13 protein-coding genes are annotated in these 14,839 nt (G+C 60.8%); 5 read left to right on the top strand and 8 right to left on the bottom strand.

Going from position 1 to position 14,839, the window contains the following annotated elements:
• Positions 1-4: 4 nt before the first annotated feature.
• Positions 5-1,150, bottom strand: a complete 1,146-nt coding sequence (locus VWY34_RS14915; protein ID WP_416545964.1) for an acyl-CoA dehydrogenase family protein — start codon at positions 1,148-1,150, stop codon at positions 5-7.
• A 307-nt stretch (positions 1,151-1,457) separates the two neighbouring features.
• Here VWY34_RS14915 and VWY34_RS14910 point away from each other — a divergent pair, with 307 nt between their 5' ends.
• On the top strand, positions 1,458-3,215 hold the full coding sequence (locus tag VWY34_RS14910; RefSeq protein ID WP_416545962.1) for a UDP-N-acetylglucosamine-peptide N-acetylglucosaminyltransferase: 1,758 nt from the start codon (positions 1,458-1,460) through the stop codon (positions 3,213-3,215).
• A gap of 232 nt (positions 3,216-3,447) precedes the next feature.
• On the opposite strand, the gene VWY34_RS14905 is transcribed toward VWY34_RS14910, so the two are convergent.
• From VWY34_RS14905 to VWY34_RS14895, 3 genes are all read right to left on the bottom strand, one after another.
• A complete protein-coding gene (locus VWY34_RS14905) occupies positions 3,448-4,050 on the bottom strand; it encodes a L,D-transpeptidase (protein WP_340545730.1) in 603 nt (200 codons plus the stop codon).
• A 169-nt stretch (positions 4,051-4,219) separates the two neighbouring features.
• Positions 4,220-5,254 carry a fatty acid desaturase gene (locus tag VWY34_RS14900; protein WP_416545960.1) on the bottom strand — a complete coding sequence of 345 codons (1,035 nt, stop codon included), beginning with the start codon at positions 5,252-5,254 and terminating at the stop codon, positions 4,220-4,222.
• A gap of 201 nt (positions 5,255-5,455) precedes the next feature.
• On the bottom strand, positions 5,456-6,955 hold the full coding sequence (locus tag VWY34_RS14895) for a CoA-acylating methylmalonate-semialdehyde dehydrogenase (protein WP_416545958.1): 1,500 nt from the start codon (positions 6,953-6,955) through the stop codon (positions 5,456-5,458).
• 132 nt (positions 6,956-7,087) lie between these two features.
• Here VWY34_RS14895 and VWY34_RS14890 point away from each other — a divergent pair, with 132 nt between their 5' ends.
• From VWY34_RS14890 to coaD, 3 genes are all read left to right on the top strand, one after another.
• On the top strand, positions 7,088-7,984 hold the full coding sequence (locus VWY34_RS14890) for a LysR family transcriptional regulator (RefSeq protein WP_416534849.1): 897 nt from the start codon (positions 7,088-7,090) through the stop codon (positions 7,982-7,984).
• Between the two features lie 56 nt (positions 7,985-8,040).
• Positions 8,041-8,475, top strand: coding sequence for a CBS domain-containing protein (locus VWY34_RS14885; RefSeq protein WP_340545726.1), 435 nt, complete (start codon positions 8,041-8,043; stop codon positions 8,473-8,475).
• A gap of 169 nt (positions 8,476-8,644) precedes the next feature.
• Entirely contained in the window at positions 8,645-9,139 is a 495-nt protein-coding gene (coaD, locus tag VWY34_RS14880; RefSeq protein WP_340545725.1) for a pantetheine-phosphate adenylyltransferase, read from the top strand.
• Between the two features lie 113 nt (positions 9,140-9,252).
• Here the strand turns inward: coaD and VWY34_RS14875 are convergent, their stop codons facing one another.
• Both VWY34_RS14875 and gap read right to left on the bottom strand, forming a co-directional pair.
• Positions 9,253-9,396, bottom strand: a complete 144-nt coding sequence (locus tag VWY34_RS14875; RefSeq protein WP_340545724.1) for a hypothetical protein — start codon at positions 9,394-9,396, stop codon at positions 9,253-9,255.
• Positions 9,397-9,509: 113 nt separating this feature from the next.
• A complete protein-coding gene (gene gap, locus VWY34_RS14870) occupies positions 9,510-10,511 on the bottom strand; it encodes a type I glyceraldehyde-3-phosphate dehydrogenase (RefSeq protein ID WP_340545723.1) in 1,002 nt (333 codons plus the stop codon).
• Positions 10,512-10,795: 284 nt separating this feature from the next.
• On the opposite strand from gap, the gene VWY34_RS14865 reads away from it, so the two are divergent.
• Positions 10,796-11,767, top strand: coding sequence for a DUF808 domain-containing protein (locus VWY34_RS14865; RefSeq protein ID WP_416545956.1), 972 nt, complete (start codon positions 10,796-10,798; stop codon positions 11,765-11,767).
• A 106-nt stretch (positions 11,768-11,873) separates the two neighbouring features.
• Here VWY34_RS14865 and VWY34_RS14860 read toward each other — a convergent pair whose 3' ends face one another.
• Positions 11,874-12,626 carry a hypothetical protein gene (locus tag VWY34_RS14860; RefSeq protein ID WP_416545954.1) on the bottom strand — a complete coding sequence of 251 codons (753 nt, stop codon included), beginning with the start codon at positions 12,624-12,626 and terminating at the stop codon, positions 11,874-11,876.
• Between the two features lie 174 nt (positions 12,627-12,800).
• Positions 12,801-14,822, bottom strand: coding sequence for a transketolase (gene tkt, locus VWY34_RS14855; RefSeq protein WP_416545952.1), 2,022 nt, complete (start codon positions 14,820-14,822; stop codon positions 12,801-12,803).
• Between the last annotated feature and the right edge of the window lie 17 nt (positions 14,823-14,839).

Here is a 14,839-nt window from a genome sequence, read left to right as displayed (position 1 = left end):
AGCCTCAGTGGTTTTCCGCCAGCAGATGGCGCGCGGTAATCACCCGCATGATTTCATTGGTGCCTTCCAGGATCTGGTGGACGCGCAGATCACGCACCAGTTTTTCGATGCCGTAATCGGCAAGATAGCCATAGCCGCCATGCAGCTGCAAACATTGATCCACCACTTTGGAGCCTGCTTCGGTGACAAATTTCTTTGCCATCGCGCAGTGTTTGGAGGCATCCGGCGCGCCCTGATCCAGCTTCCACGCCGCCTGACGCAGGAACACACGGGCCGCCTGCAATTCGATTTCCATATCGGCGAGGCGGAATTGCAGGCCTTGGAACTGGTCGATGGTTTTGCCAAAGGCCTTGCGTTCGGACATGTATTTCAGGGTCATGGTCAGCGCCTGCTGCGCAGCCCCGAGCGAGCAGGAGGCGATATTCAGGCGCCCGCCGTCGAGACCCTTCATCGCGTATTTGAAGCCGCTGCCTTCTTCGCCGACCAGGTTATTGGCCGGGATCGTGCAGTCGTCGAACTGGACCTGCGCGGTGGGCTGGCTCTTCCAGCCCATTTTTTCCTCAAGCCCGCCAAAGCTGAGGCCCGCCGTGCCATCTTCGACATAGACGGTGGAGATCCCCTTGGGGCCGTCTTCGCCGGTGCGCACCATGCAGACATAGGCGTCAGAGTAGCCGCCACCGGAGATGAACGCCTTGGTGCCGTTGAGGGTGTAGCCCTCGTTGGTCTTGGTGGCGCGGGTTTTGAGGGCGGCGGCATCGGAGCCGGAGCCGGGTTCGGTCAGACAGTAGCTGAGCACGGTCTGCATCGACAGGATGTCGGGCATGATCCGGGCCTTCATCTCGTCGCTGGCAAAGCTGTCGAGCATCTTGGCGCACATATTGTGGATCGACAGGAAGGCGGCAACAGACGGGCAGGCCATCGACAGCGCCTCAAAGACCAATGTGGCATCCAGCCGGGACAGCCCCGCGCCGCCGGTTTCCTCGGAGACATAAAGCGCGCCGAACCCCAGCTCGCCGATCTGCGGCCAGAGTGATTTCGGAATGGTGCCTTCGGCCTCCCACTGGCGGGCGAAGGGGGCGATATGCTCCTGTCCAAAGGCGAAAGCCATATCGAAAATGGCGGTCTGTTCCTCGGTCAATGCGAAATCCACAGCATATCCTCCCTGATGTGAACGCGGCCCGGCCCGGATCTGACCCGCCGGGGTCGTCATGAATTGAACGGTTGTTTATTTTCTAGCGACCCAAGGGCAGCAGGGCAAGCCGCAGCGGTGCAAAGCTGCTGTGCAGAAATGTCGGTCCGGCGGCGTTTGCCGATGGTTGACCGTGGCATTGACGCAAGGGGCGCCATCTGGCTGAAAGTGAACCGTTTCTTAGGTATTTTCTTCCAAACTGACCGAAATTTGTCAAAAACCGTGGTGCATCGCCCGCCACGGATGATCAGCTGAGGGCAGACTTTCGATGAACAAGCCATTGCGCACCAAACATCTTCCGAAATCAGCGCGTCGCAGGCTGGAAACTCCGGCGCCATCGCCGGCGCTGGCGCTGAAAGCAGAGGCGGGGCGTGCCTTTATCGAGGCTGACTATCCACGCGCGCGCGACTTTGCGACCCGCGCGCTTGCCTTTGAGCCGGACAACGCGACGCTGCATGCGGAGATTGCTTCCAGCTTCATGCAGGAGAAAAAATACGAACTGGCGCTGAAGCATCTTATGGGCGCGCTTAAACTTGAGCCGACCAATCCGAAATGGCTCAGCGCGATCGGGACCATTCTGTTTCTGATGGACAAGCTGACAGATGCCGTTGGCTTCTTTGAGGCGGTTTATCAGATCGACCCGGAAAATGCGATGAATGTCTCCCGGCTTGTGCAGTCGCAGATGAACCTTTGCGACTGGACCGTCTACAAGGATCAGAAGAACAAGCTGAGGATCCTCGATAACGACCCGGCCAACGGCGATCCGTTCACCACGCTGCTCTATGTCGATGACGCCGCGTTCCAGAAGAAACGCGTGGTGAGCAAGACGAAGAACAAGGTGACGATTTCCGAACGAAAAGTGGCCCGTAAGTTCAACAGGACTCCGGTGGCTGGTCGCAAGATCCGGATTGGCTATTTCTCCTGCGATTTCTTCAATCACGCGACCATGTTCCTGATGGCGCGCCACTTCGAATTGCATGACCGTGATAACTACGAAATCTACATCTATGACTACAGCCGCGAACCAAGCGATGTCATGCGTCAGCGCGTGCTCGACGCTGCCGACTGCTACCGGCCGATCCATAACCTGAAAGACGAGGATGTCGCGGAGCTGGCCCGGGGGGACAGTCTGGACATCGCGATCGATCTGAAAGGCTACACCAAAGACGCAAGGCCAACGATATTCGGCTTTCGCGCGGCACCGGTGCAGATCTCCTATCTCGGCTACCCAGGCACCACGGGAATGCCCGCGATGGACTATTTCGTCGCTGACGCTGTCACCGTACCAAAAGAGGGGCGGCGCCATTTCTCAGAAAAAATCCTGTATATGCCGAATTGCTATCAGGTAAATGACAACAGTCGTCCCCATCCCGAGACCGGACCGACCCGCGCGGATATGGGGCTGCCCGAGGATGCGGTGGTTTTCTGTTCGTTCAACAACCATAACAAGGTTTCCCCGGCGGAGTTCGACATCTGGATGGACCTGCTCAAGGAGGTCGATGGCAGTGTCCTGTGGTTCCTTGCAGTGCCTGGTGTGATCCGTGATAACATCCGCAAGGAGGCGGAGGCTCGTGGTGTGCCGGCGGATCGGATCGTCTTTGCCGGGCGTTGTCCTACTCCCCATCACATTGCGCGTCTGCCGCTGGCGGATATCTTTCTTGATACCTTTGCCTGTAATGCCCACACCACGGCGAGTGAGACGCTGTGGTCGGGCGTGCCGGTGGTGACCAAACTGGGGCAGCAGTTTGCGGCGCGGGTCGCGGCGAGCGTCGTCACCGCCGTGGGTTGTCCTGAGCTGATTGCCGAGACGGAGGAGGAGTATCGCGCGCTGGCGCTGCGGCTGGCCCGGAACGCCGAGGAACGACAGGCGCTGCGCGAGAAGCTGAAGGCGAATATCGCCACCACGCCGCTGTATGATACCGAGCAATATGTCCGCGATTTCGAGGCGCTTCTAACAAAGGCGATCCAGCGCTATGACGATGGGCTGAAGCCGGATCATTTAAGCCTTGCGGAGGGCAAGGTCTAACCCTCCATCCGTGGCGTCGCTGACCGGGATCCGCATTTGCTGAGCCGGCGATGCTTCCGGCGCAAAGCCTGCCGTCGAAAAAGCGACCCGCCAAAGAGGAAAAAAAAGCGCCCCGGTCTGCCGGAGGCGCGTTTTTGTTATGACATCCGCGTGGCGCGGGGATCTGCCATGGTGGCCGACCGGCGCTCAGGCCGACGGATATTTGACCGGCCGCCGCCTGCGGGCGGATGGATCAGAGCAGGCGCACCTTTGTGCCGATCTTCACCATCTCGTAAAGCGATTCGACGTGCTGATTGTAAAGGCCGATACAGCCGGAGGAGCTTTGCCGTCCGATCTTGCGGGTGTCATGGGTGCCATGCACCAGATAGGCCGGCCAGTCGAGATACATCGCACGTGTGCCCAGCGGGTTGCCCGGGTCGCCGCCGTCGATGCGGACCGGCAGTGTCGGGTCACGCTCGCGCATGGAGGCGGTTGGAGTCCAGCTGGGGTTCTCCGCCTTGCGCACAATTTCGGTATAGCCGCGTCGGGTCAGCTCCTCGGTCATCGGCACCGAGGAGGGGAACAGCCGGTAGGTCTCGCCATCCGGCCCCCAGTAATGCAGCGCGCGCGAGGAAATATCGGCCAACATGCAGCCCACGCCCAGATCATCGAAGTGATCCTGCCAGGCCTGCTGCTGGAAGGAGGAAATATTGCGTTTCACCGGGATTTCGGTTTCGATCTTTGGCTCTTCCACCGGAAAGGCGTCGCTCGACTGGGCGCGCAGCAGCGCCGGGGTGGCCAATGTGGCGCCAATCCCGGTGAGGGCAGCGCGGCGGGTCATACGAAAGTTGCTCATGGTATCCTTCGACAGTCTGCTCGGACGTTAGTTGGCAAACTAGGTAGTGCTGCGGAATTTCCTAGGGGCAGGTCGCGAAATTCAGCCGGTCTCACAGGGTTGTGTAGCCCGGTGAGACCGTGAGTGGCGGAAGTCTGCCGTTCTTTCGGCGCCTGGGCGCCGGTGAGGGTCAGCCGTAGAGCTGGCGCGCCTGGGCAAAGGACAGCAGGCGCTTGGTCTTCTCGTCCCAGAGGTGCAGCCGCGCATTGGCGAGGCTTTCGCGGATGGTCATCCGGTTGCCCTCGGCCAGTTCGGCGTGGTCGCGCAGCACCTGGGGAAGCCGGTAGAAGGGAATGCGGCTATAAAGGTGATGAACGTGGTGGATGCCGATATTGGCGCTGATCCATTGCAGCACCGGCGGCAGAACATAATGCGAGCTGCCATGCAGGGCGGCGTCATGCAGGTGCCAGTCCTCTTCCTGCTCCCACTGTGTCGTCTCGAACTGATGCTGGACGTAGAACAGCCACAGCCCGGCGGTGGCAGCCAGCAGCGTGGCGGGCACAAAAATCAGCAGCAGCGGCATCAGCCCGCCGAAATACCAGATCACCGCCAGCGCCAGAATAATGGTCAGATTGGTGCCCATGGCGCTGATCCAGTAGCGGGCCTGGCCCATCAGACCGTAGGGGATACGGTTTTGCAGGAAGAACAGATAGCCGGGACCGATGGCAAAAAGTGTCACCGGATGGCGATAGAGCCGATACATCAGTCGGCCCCAGCGGCTTTCGGCGTGGTATTCGGCCACGGTCATGGTGTGGATATCGCCCATGCCGCGTTTGCCCAGATTGCCATGGGTGTTGTGATGGATCGAATGGGTGCGGCGCCAGACATCATATGGCGTGAGGGTCAGCACCCCGATGATGCGACCGGTCCAGTCGCTGAGCCGACGGTTGCTGAAGAAGGAGCCATGGCCGCAATCGTGCTGAATGGTGAACAGCCGCAGCAGGAAGGCGGCGATCAGAACGGAGATAGCCAGCGTCAGCCAGTAACTGATCGACAGCGACCACCAGGCCAGGGCCCAGAGCAGCAGGAAGGGCACGACCGTCACTGCCAGCTCAAAGCTGCTGCGCAGGGGGCTTGGGTCGCGGTATTGGGCCAGGATCTTGACCCAGTCGCGGGCGGATTTCGCAGCCGCCTGCGGCTGGTTGGATTCGTCTGTCGTGCTCATGCGCCTGCCGTTTTTCTGTCCATCCATGACCGGATAGACGAGTTACGCGGCGGAACAAGCATAAATTGGTCGAAGCCCTTATTTTTCTGGCCCTGTGCCGCGAATAACGCCCGCCTGCCGCTCTATCTGGGCGGGAGCGCGCGGCGCCATGGAAAAAGGCCCCGGAATGTCCGGGGCCTTTTCTCGTTTTGGGGCGACAGGTCAGTCCATCGCCTTGAAGTTGAATTCGCCACCTTCCTTGATGCCCGAAGGCCAGCGGGAGGTCACCGTCTTGGTGCGGGTGTAGAATTTGAAGCTGTCGGGCCCGTGCTGGTTCAGGTCACCGAACATCGATTTCTTCCAGCCGCCGAAGGTGTGATAGGCCAGCGGCACCGGGATCGGCACGTTGATACCCACCATGCCGATGTTCACGCGGGAGGCAAAGTCGCGCGCGGTGTCGCCGTCACGGGTAAAGATCGCGGTGCCATTGCCGTACTCGTGATCCATCGCCAGCTTCAATGCTTCCTCGTAAGTGCTTGCGCGCACAGTGGAAAGCACCGGACCGAAGATCTCCTGCTTGTAGATGTCCATGTCGGGGGTGACATGGTCGAACAGGTGGGCGCCGACGAAGAACCCGTCCTCGTAACCCTGCAGTTTGAAGTCGCGGTTATCGACCACCAGCGTGGCGCCCTGGTCAACGCCGGACTGGATCAGGCCCAGGATACGCTCCTTGGCCGCCGCGGTCACAACCGGACCCAGATCCACGTCGTCGCCGGCGGTGTAGGGGCCGACTTTCAGCTTTTCGATCCGCGGGATCAGCTTCTCGATCAGCTTGTCGGCGGTTTCCTCACCGACCGGAACCGCAACCGAGATTGCCATGCAGCGTTCGCCGGCCGCGCCGAAGCCTGCGCCAACCAGCGCGTCAGCGGCCTGATCCAGATCGGCATCGGGCATCACGATCATGTGGTTCTTGGCGCCGCCGAAGCACTGCGCGCGCTTGCCGTTGGCGGTGGCGCGGGAATAGATGTACTGGGCAATCGGGGTGGAGCCCACGAAGGACACGCCCTGAATGATTTCGCTGTCCAGAATGGTGTCAACCGCCTCGCGGTCGCCGTTCACCACCTGGAACACGCCTTCGGGCAGGCCTGCCTCGACGAACAGTTCGGCCAGCATCAGCGGCACGGAGGGGTCGCGCTCGGACGGTTTCAGAACCACGGCGTTGCCGCAGGCCAGCGCCGGGCCGACGTGCCACAGCGGCATCATGGCGGGGAAGTTGAACGGCATGATTGAGCCGACAACACCCAGCGGCTGGCGCATGGAGTACATGTCGATGCCGGGGCCGGCGCTGTCGGTGAATTCTCCCTTCAGCATCTGCGGCGCGCCGATGCAGTATTCGATCACTTCCAGGCCGCGCTGCAGGTCGCCCTTGGCGTCTGGGATGGTCTTGCCGTGCTCGCGCGAGAGCGCCTCGGCCAGCTTGTCCATGTCGCGGTTCATCAGGCCAACCATCGCCATCATCACGCGGGCGCGCTTCTGCGGGTTGGTGGCGCCCCATGCGGGCTGTGCCGCGGCGGCTTTTTCAATGGCATCGGTGGTCTCCGACGCGCTGGCCATCGGGCATTTGTACTGCACTTCGCCGGTTGCCGGGTTGAAGACATCGTCAAAACGGCCCGAGGTGCCAGACACCAGCTTGCCGTTGATAAAATGGCCGAGTTCTTTCATCGGATCCTCCTACATTCCAGTTGCCGGTATCGTAGGCTTGCAAAAAACACTGGAAAAGAGGAAAGATCTCAAAGAGGCTTTGCAGGAACGCAAAGGTTAACAGAATGTTGACGGCAGAAGAGGGAAAAGCTCATGGATCCACAATGGGATGACATGCGGGTGTTCCTGGCAGTGGCGCGCGAAAGCAGCCTGTCGGGGGCGGGGCGGATCCTGAAGATGGATCCGGCCACCGTGGGTCGGCGGATCTCGCGCTTTGAGGAGGCGCTGGACACGCCGCTGTTCGTGAAATCCCCGCAGGGCTATGCGCTGAGTGCTGCGGGGGACCGTTTGCTGGGCCATGCCGAGGCTGCCGAACAGGCGATGCGGGCCGGGCAGGAGGCGCTGGTCGGCCCCAGTGACACGCTGTCGGGCCAGATCCGCATCGGTGCGCCGGATGGCAGCGCCAATTATCTGCTGCCGCAGGTCTGTGCCAGAATCGGGGCCGAGAACCCGGACCTGGATATCCAGATCGTGGCGCTGCCACGGGTCATCAACCTCAGCCGCCGGGAGGCCGATATGGCGGTGACCGTCAGCGCGCCCACCGCAGGCCAGCTGCTGGTGCAGAAAATCACCGATTACAAACTGCATCTGGTGGGATCGCGCCACTATCTGCGCGCCCATCCGCCGATCGAAAAGCTGGAGGATCTGAAGGATCACAAGATGATCGGCTATATTCCTGACATGATCTTTGACCGGGAGCTGGATTATCTCAATGATCTTGGGGTGGACCGGGTGGCGCTGGCCTCCAATTCGGTGTCGGTACAGATAAAACTGGCGGCTGAGGGTACGGCGCTGTGCGTCGCGCATGATTTCACGCTGCCGTCGCACCGCTCCCTGCGCAAGGTTCTGACCGACAAGATCAGCCTGACGCGCAGTTTTTATCTGGTGCGCCACCAGGGGGATCAGCGCAGCGACCGGCTGAACCGGTTTGCCCAGGCGTTGTCAAAAGGCATACGCGACGAGGTGGTCCGGCTGGAAGGCTTGACTTGATGCCGGGTTAGGGCAACCCTTGGTGGTACGTAATAAAATTACAAAAAGGAGCGCCTATGCTGGTTCAATTGATTCTGAAGTCCAAGGCAAGCTCTGGGGTGGTCACCATTGCTCCCGAGGCAACGATATCCGAGGCCGCCAAATTGCTGGGCGAGCACAAGATCGGTACTGTTGTTGTCTCCAGTGATGGCGAAACCGCCGAGGGTATCCTGTCCGAGCGCGATATCGTGCGCGAGCTGGCCCGCAGCGGCTCCGGCTGCCTGAGCAAGGCCACCAGTGAATATATGACCCGCAAGCTGGTCACCTGCACCAGCCAGTCCAACGTCGAGGACGTGCTACAGCAGATGACCGAAGGCCGCTTTCGCCACATGCCGGTGGTCGAAGATGGCAAGCTGATCGGGCTGGTGTCGCTGGGCGATGTCGTGAAGGCGCAGCTGGCCGAGGTCGCGATGGAGAAAGACGCCCTTGCAGGCATGATCATGGGGCACTGACCTCAGGATCCTGGCACCCGGGGCTGTGGCCCCGCGTCTGATGCGGTGTCCTCCCGCATCGGACGGCTGACGTCACGGCGCAGGAGCAGGTCGGTATTTCCACGCTCTTGCGCCCTGATGACAAAAATGTTTGCTTGCGCGCAACCAACCAGCAGGCAGGAGAGGCCCCATGCGTATTGGCTTGTATCCCGGCACATTCGATCCCATCACATTGGGGCATATAGATATTATCCGCCGGGCCAGCGCGCTGGTGGACAAGCTGGTGATCGGCGTTGCGATCAACCGGGACAAGGGGCCGCTGTTTTCGCTGGAAGAGCGTGTCGCCATGATCGAGGCGGAATGCGCCAAGCTCAGCGAACAGACCGGCACCGAGATTGTTGCCCATCCGTTTGAAAACCTGCTGATCGACTGCGCCCGCGACGTGGGCGCGCAGATCATCGTGCGCGGGCTGCGCGCGGTGGCGGATTTCGAGTATGAATTCCAGATGGTTGGCATGAACCGGGCGCTCGACAGCTCGGTTGAGACGGTGTTCCTGATGGCCGAGGCGCGCCATCAGGCAATTGCCTCCAAGCTGGTGAAGGAAATCGCCCGGCTGGGGGGCGATGTTTCGAAGTTCGTCACGCCGATGGTCAAGAGCGAGCTGAGCCGCCAGCTGGCGAAATAGTCAGCCTGCGGCGATAGAGATGCGACATTGGGAGCGGCCCGGTTCGTGGCCGCTTTTTTATGTCTGCAAACACTGTGTTGTGACCTGTTCCTGATCTGCGCGGCGCCGCCGGATCAGCGCCAGAAGGCAATCCAGTCGATCAGTTCAAACAGGCGCTTGCCCAGAAACACCATATGCCCGGTGCCAAACAGCCAGAGATCCACGGCCAGACCAGCCAGGATCAGCAGCGCAAGGAACAGGGCAATTCTATTGGTCATGATGGGTCTGGGGCCGGGGTAAACAAGATACGCCCGGCCAGATATGCCTGACCGGGCGGTGTCTTACAAGCCATACGGGCCAAGTGCTGCGCACAGAGGCCGTGGTGCCGGGGTCAGCCCAGACGACCCATCGCGACAGCGACGTCCGCCATACGCACCGAGAAGGCCCATTCGTTGTCATACCAGGCCAGAACGCGCACCAGACTGTTTTCCACGACGCGGGTCTGATCCGGCGCGAAGATCGAGCTTTGCTCCGTGTGGTTGAAATCAATCGAGACCAGCGGCGCGGGTTCATAGCCGATCACGCGGGACATATGGCCCTTGGCGGCTTCGCTCATGATGGCGTTGATTTCGGTGACGCTGGTCTGCTTGCTGGAGCGGAAGGTCAGATCCACAGCAGAGACATTCGGTGTCGGCACGCGGATCGCAGAGCCATCCAGACGGCCCTTCAGGTTTGGCAGCACCTCACCCAGCGCCTTGGCGGCACCGGTGGTGGTCGGGATCATCGCCATGGCAGCGGCGCGGGCGCGGTAGAGATCGTCGTGGCGGCGGTCCAGTGTCGGCTGATCGCCGGTATAGGCGTGGATCGTGGTCATGATCCCGCTTTCGATGCCGACGGTTTCATCCAGCACCTTGGCCAGAGGGGCGAGGCAGTTGGTGGTGCAGGAGCCGTTGGAGACCATGCGGTCGCCCGCCCGCAGCTTGTCGTCATTGACGCCAAAGACGATGGTCTTGTCGACATTGGTGCCGGGGGCGGACAGCAGAACCTTCTTGGCGCCGCGCGCCAGATGCGCCTTGGCCTTTTCGCCGTCGTTGAATTTGCCGGTGCATTCCAGCACCACGTCACAGCCGGACCAGTCCAGATCGTCCATATTATAGGTGGAGAACATCTGCATATCGCCACGGCCGAGGTTCATGGTGTTTTCACCCAAGGTGACCTCGCCGGGGAAACGGCCATGCACGGAGTCGTATTTCAGCAGATGCGCTGCGGTTTCCAGCGGGCCGGTGGCATTGACCTTGACCACTTCGATATCGTCCCGGCCCGAGGCTGCGATATGCGCCAAGGTGCAGCGGCCGATGCGGCCAAACCCGTTGATCCCGACTTTGATGGTCATATGCGTATCTCCAAGCGAGCAAGAATTGCCTCCGCTATAGCTGCCATTCCCTCGGGTCAAAAGCTTAAAAATGGCTTTATTCCAGACTGTTAGCGCAAAACTTGACTGGTTGCGGTAACAAAATTGACTGATTGCGATAACGGTTTTCACGGCCCTGCGGCGGATGTGCGAGGCGCCCCGGATTGAACGCCATCGGGAACAAAGCGGGCGCTGAACGGCTTGTACCTGATAGGCGATAGGATAGGGTGGGCCAAAATGCGCGCGAATGGAAAAGGGGACCGGGTATGAGCGGTTTGTTGGCTTTGCTTGATGATGTGGCAGGCATCGCAAAGGTGGCTGCGGCCTCGGTGGATGATGTGGCCGCGGCGGCGGGCAAGGCGGGCGCCAAGACGGCGGGCGTGATCATCGACGATGCGGCGGTCACGCCGAAGTATCTGCAAGGCTTTGCCCCGGCACGCGAACTGCCGATCATCTGGCGCATCACCCGTGGGTCGCTGTTCAACAAACTGATCCTGTTGCTGCCGGTCGCCATGCTGCTGGCGAATTTCGCGCCCTGGCTGATCACGCCCTTGCTGATGCTCGGCGGCTCCTATCTGTGTTTTGAGGGGGCCGAGAAGATCTTTCACGTGCTGTTCCCCCATGCGAGCCACGCCATTGACGAAGACATGAGCATCAAGGATCCCGGCCATCTGGAAGAGCAGAAGATCAAGGGCGCGATCAAGACCGACTTCATCCTGTCGGCGGAAATCATGACCATCGCGCTGGCCGCGATCGAGGCACCAACTGTGTGGATGCAGGCAGCAACGCTGGCAGTGGTCGCCATCGGGGTGACGCTGGCGGTCTACGGATCGGTTGCGGTCATCGTGAAGATGGACGATGTGGGGCTGTATCTTGCGGGCAACGCACCAACGCCCATCGGGCGCGGTCTTGGCCGTGGGCTGGTGAAATTCATGCCGGTGCTGATGTGGATCCTGTCGGTGGTCGGCACCGCCGCAATGCTCTGGGTCGGCGGATCCATCATCATCCACGGGCTGGAGGTGCTGGGCTTTGGCTGGCTGGGCCATCACATCCACGACTGGGCCTACGCCGTCGGTCACGCGGTGCCTTCCGCCTGGGAGGGTTTTGCCGAATGGCTTGCCAAGGCGGCGATGGACGGTGTGTTTGGGGTTGTTTGGGGGCTGCTGCTGATCCCGCTGGCGACCAAGGTTGTGGGACCGGTGATTACGGCAGTGTCGGGGAAGAAAGCTGCGCACTGATCGCCTACCGGTGATTGCAGCTATGTTTGCTTTGAGCACTTCCTTACCAATGCTGCGGTGTTCACAATGGCTGCTAGGTGCGGAAACTGCAAGTATACGATCGCGATCATGACTTCTTGCGCTGGACCGGTAATGCTAGAATGTGTTGGATAGGCGGAAATTTGCGGATGTCTTGGTCGCGGATCCTCGGCTTGAAAGTATCGGCAGCCCAGAAAGTCTTTCTCCCTGTTCCCCTGCTCGGAGGGGGCATTGTGAGACCGAGAAGCAAACCGTTCGCGACGAAGAAGAATGCACGCAGTCTTCGCCCTGCCGACACCGTTTGCCAGCTCGTAGGCGGGGTAACGACATCACGAAGCGCGACGGGAGGAAAGAGATTCTTGCTGTCGATCAAGTTCGAGACGGACATTGACGCGAAGGCGTAGCGATCATCTTGCGTCTCAAAAACCCTACGCAATAGCATGCGCTCGCCATAGTCAGTCTCCATCGAACTGTAAACGGCGTTCCTTGAGATAGCGGCGCGCCACAGGACTGACGCAATAAATCCGAGCATGCGCTGAGGGTCGACCTCCCGCCGAACGTCGCGCGGCGACTTGTCGAGCTGTTGCCGCGCTTGGTTAATCCAGCGAACGCCGTAAGCATCGAAGCAAGTGTTCAATTTGCTCTCGCAGTGCTCGCATAGCAGGTGATCTCCGCCGCTCTCGTTAGACCGGCGATGATGCGGTGACGATCCGGTGAGGACGATGGTCTGACCATTGTTGCGACGCTGAATATCTCTAATCAATGCGTTCGGAATAGCGTGAGAAAGCGCAAGCGGACGGTGTTTCATGCATAACTGGCAGGTGCCAGGTTTTAGTGCCATTTCAGTACTCCCCTAAGGGTGAGTAATATCCGCTAATTCAGAGACCGCAATAGGCGGCCTGCGGTTGACCGTCCCCAGAAAGCGAGTGGCAGCAAAGTCCCACACAGTCGCCACTCGACAACAAAGAAGGGCACCCGATTGGGTGCCCTTCGTATTTTCGCGTTATGACAGCTATTACCCCAGCAGCTCTTTCACCTTGGCAACGGTGTGGTCTGCGGTGATGCCGAACTTCTCGAACAGCTCGCCTGCGGGGGCGGAGGCGCCGAAGCGGTCCATGCCCACAAATGCGGCTTTCTTTTCCTGGCCGCGTTCGCCCATCAGCAGGCGATCCCAGCCGCCGGCGCGCATGGCGGCTTCGATACCCACGCGGACGGGGCCTGCGGGCAGGACCTTGCGGCGGTAGGCTTCGTCCTGCTCGGCGAACAGTTCCATGCAGGGCATGGAGACAACGCGGGTGCCGATGCCGTCGGCCTCCAGCTTCGCCTTCGCCTCCAGCGCGACGGAGACCTCAGAACCGGTGGCGATCAGGATCACCTGACGCTTGCCCTCGGCCTCTGCCAGAACATAGCCGCCCTTGGCGGTCAGGTTGCTGAGCTTATGCTCGGTCCGCACGGTGGGCAGGTTCTGACGGGTCAGGGTCATCACCGAGGGGGTGTCCTTCGAGGTCAGGGCGATTTCCCAGGCCTCTGCGGTTTCCACGGTGTCGGCGGGACGGAACACATAGGTGTTCGGGGTCGCGCGGCAGATTGCCAGATGCTCCACCGGCTGGTGGGTCGGGCCATCTTCGCCAACGCCGATGGAATCATGGGTCATGACAAAGACGGTCGGGATCTTCATCAGGGCCGCCAGACGCATCGCCGGACGCGCGTAGTCGGTGAAGCAGAAGAAAGTCCCGCCATAAGGGCGCATCCCGCCGTGCAGCGCCATGCCGTTCATCGCCGAGGCCATGCCGTGCTCGCGGATGCCCCAGTAGACGTAGCGGCCCTTGCGGTTATCCGTGTCAAAGACGCCCAGATCGCCGGTCTTGGTGTTGTTGGAGCCGGTGAGGTCAGCAGAGCCGCCGACGGTTTCCGGCATGATCGGGTTGATCACTTCCAGTGCCATCTCGGAGGATTTGCGGGTGGCCACCTTCGGCTGGGTTTCGGAGACCTGCTTTTTCAGCGCCTTGATGGTGGCCGACAGCTTCTTGGGCGCATCCAGCGCATAGGCGCGGTTGAAGCGGTCCTGTTTCTGCTGCGAGGCTTCGGCAAAACGGGCTTCCCAGGCTTCGCGCTCGGCGGCGCCGCGCTGGCCGATGGCTTCCCACTGGGATTTCACATCTGCGGGCACCTCAAACGGGCCGGTGGTCCAGCCGTAGGCGGCCTTGGCGGCCTTCATCTGCTCGGCGTCGGTCAGCGCACCGTGACCTTTGGAGGTGTCCTGTGCAGCGTGACCCAGCGCGATGTGGGTCTTGCAGGCGATCATCGAGGGTTTCTTCGATTTCTTCGCCGCGGTCAGGGCCTCGTCGATGGCCTTGGGATCGTGACCGTCGATTTCGATGACCTGCCAGCCGGAGGCCTTGAAGCGCTGCACCTGATTGGTGCGGTCGGAGAGTTCAACCGTGCCGTCGATGGTGATGTTGTTGTTGTCCCAGAGCACGATCAGCTTGCCCAGCGAGTGGCGACCGGCAAGGCCGATGGCCTCCTGGCTGATGCCCTCCATCAGGCAGCCGTCGCCTGCGATCACATAGGTGTGGTGATCGACCAGCTTGCGGCCGTAATGCGCGCGCTGCATTTCCTCGGCCATGGCAAAGCCAACGGCATTGGCAATGCCCTGACCCAGCGGGCCAGTGGTGGTTTCGACGGCATCAATCAGGAAGTTTTCCGGGTGACCGGCTGTCAGCGCGCCCATCTGGCGGAAATTCTTGACCTGATCCAGCGTCACCTGTGCATCGCCCATGAGATAGAGCAGCGAATAGATCAGCATGGAGCCGTGACCGGCGGACAGGATGAACCGGTCGCGGTCTGGCCACTGGGGGTTCGCCACATCGAACTTCATGTGTTTTTCAAACAGGACGGTGGCGACATCGGCCATGCCAATCGGCATGCCGGAATGGCCGGAATTTGCCGCGGCAACGGCATCAAGGGTCAGGGCACGGATGGCCGCAGCCTTGGTCCAATGTTCGGGGTTTGCGTTGCGCAGGGCTGTCAGATCCACTGGATTTTTCCTCTGGG

It is taken from the genome of Phaeobacter sp. JH20_02 (genome assembly GCF_048056915.1).
Classification (GTDB): Bacteria; Pseudomonadota; Alphaproteobacteria; order Rhodobacterales; family Rhodobacteraceae; genus Phaeobacter; species Phaeobacter bryozoorum.
This window is presented reverse-complemented; position numbering and strand designations above follow the sequence as displayed.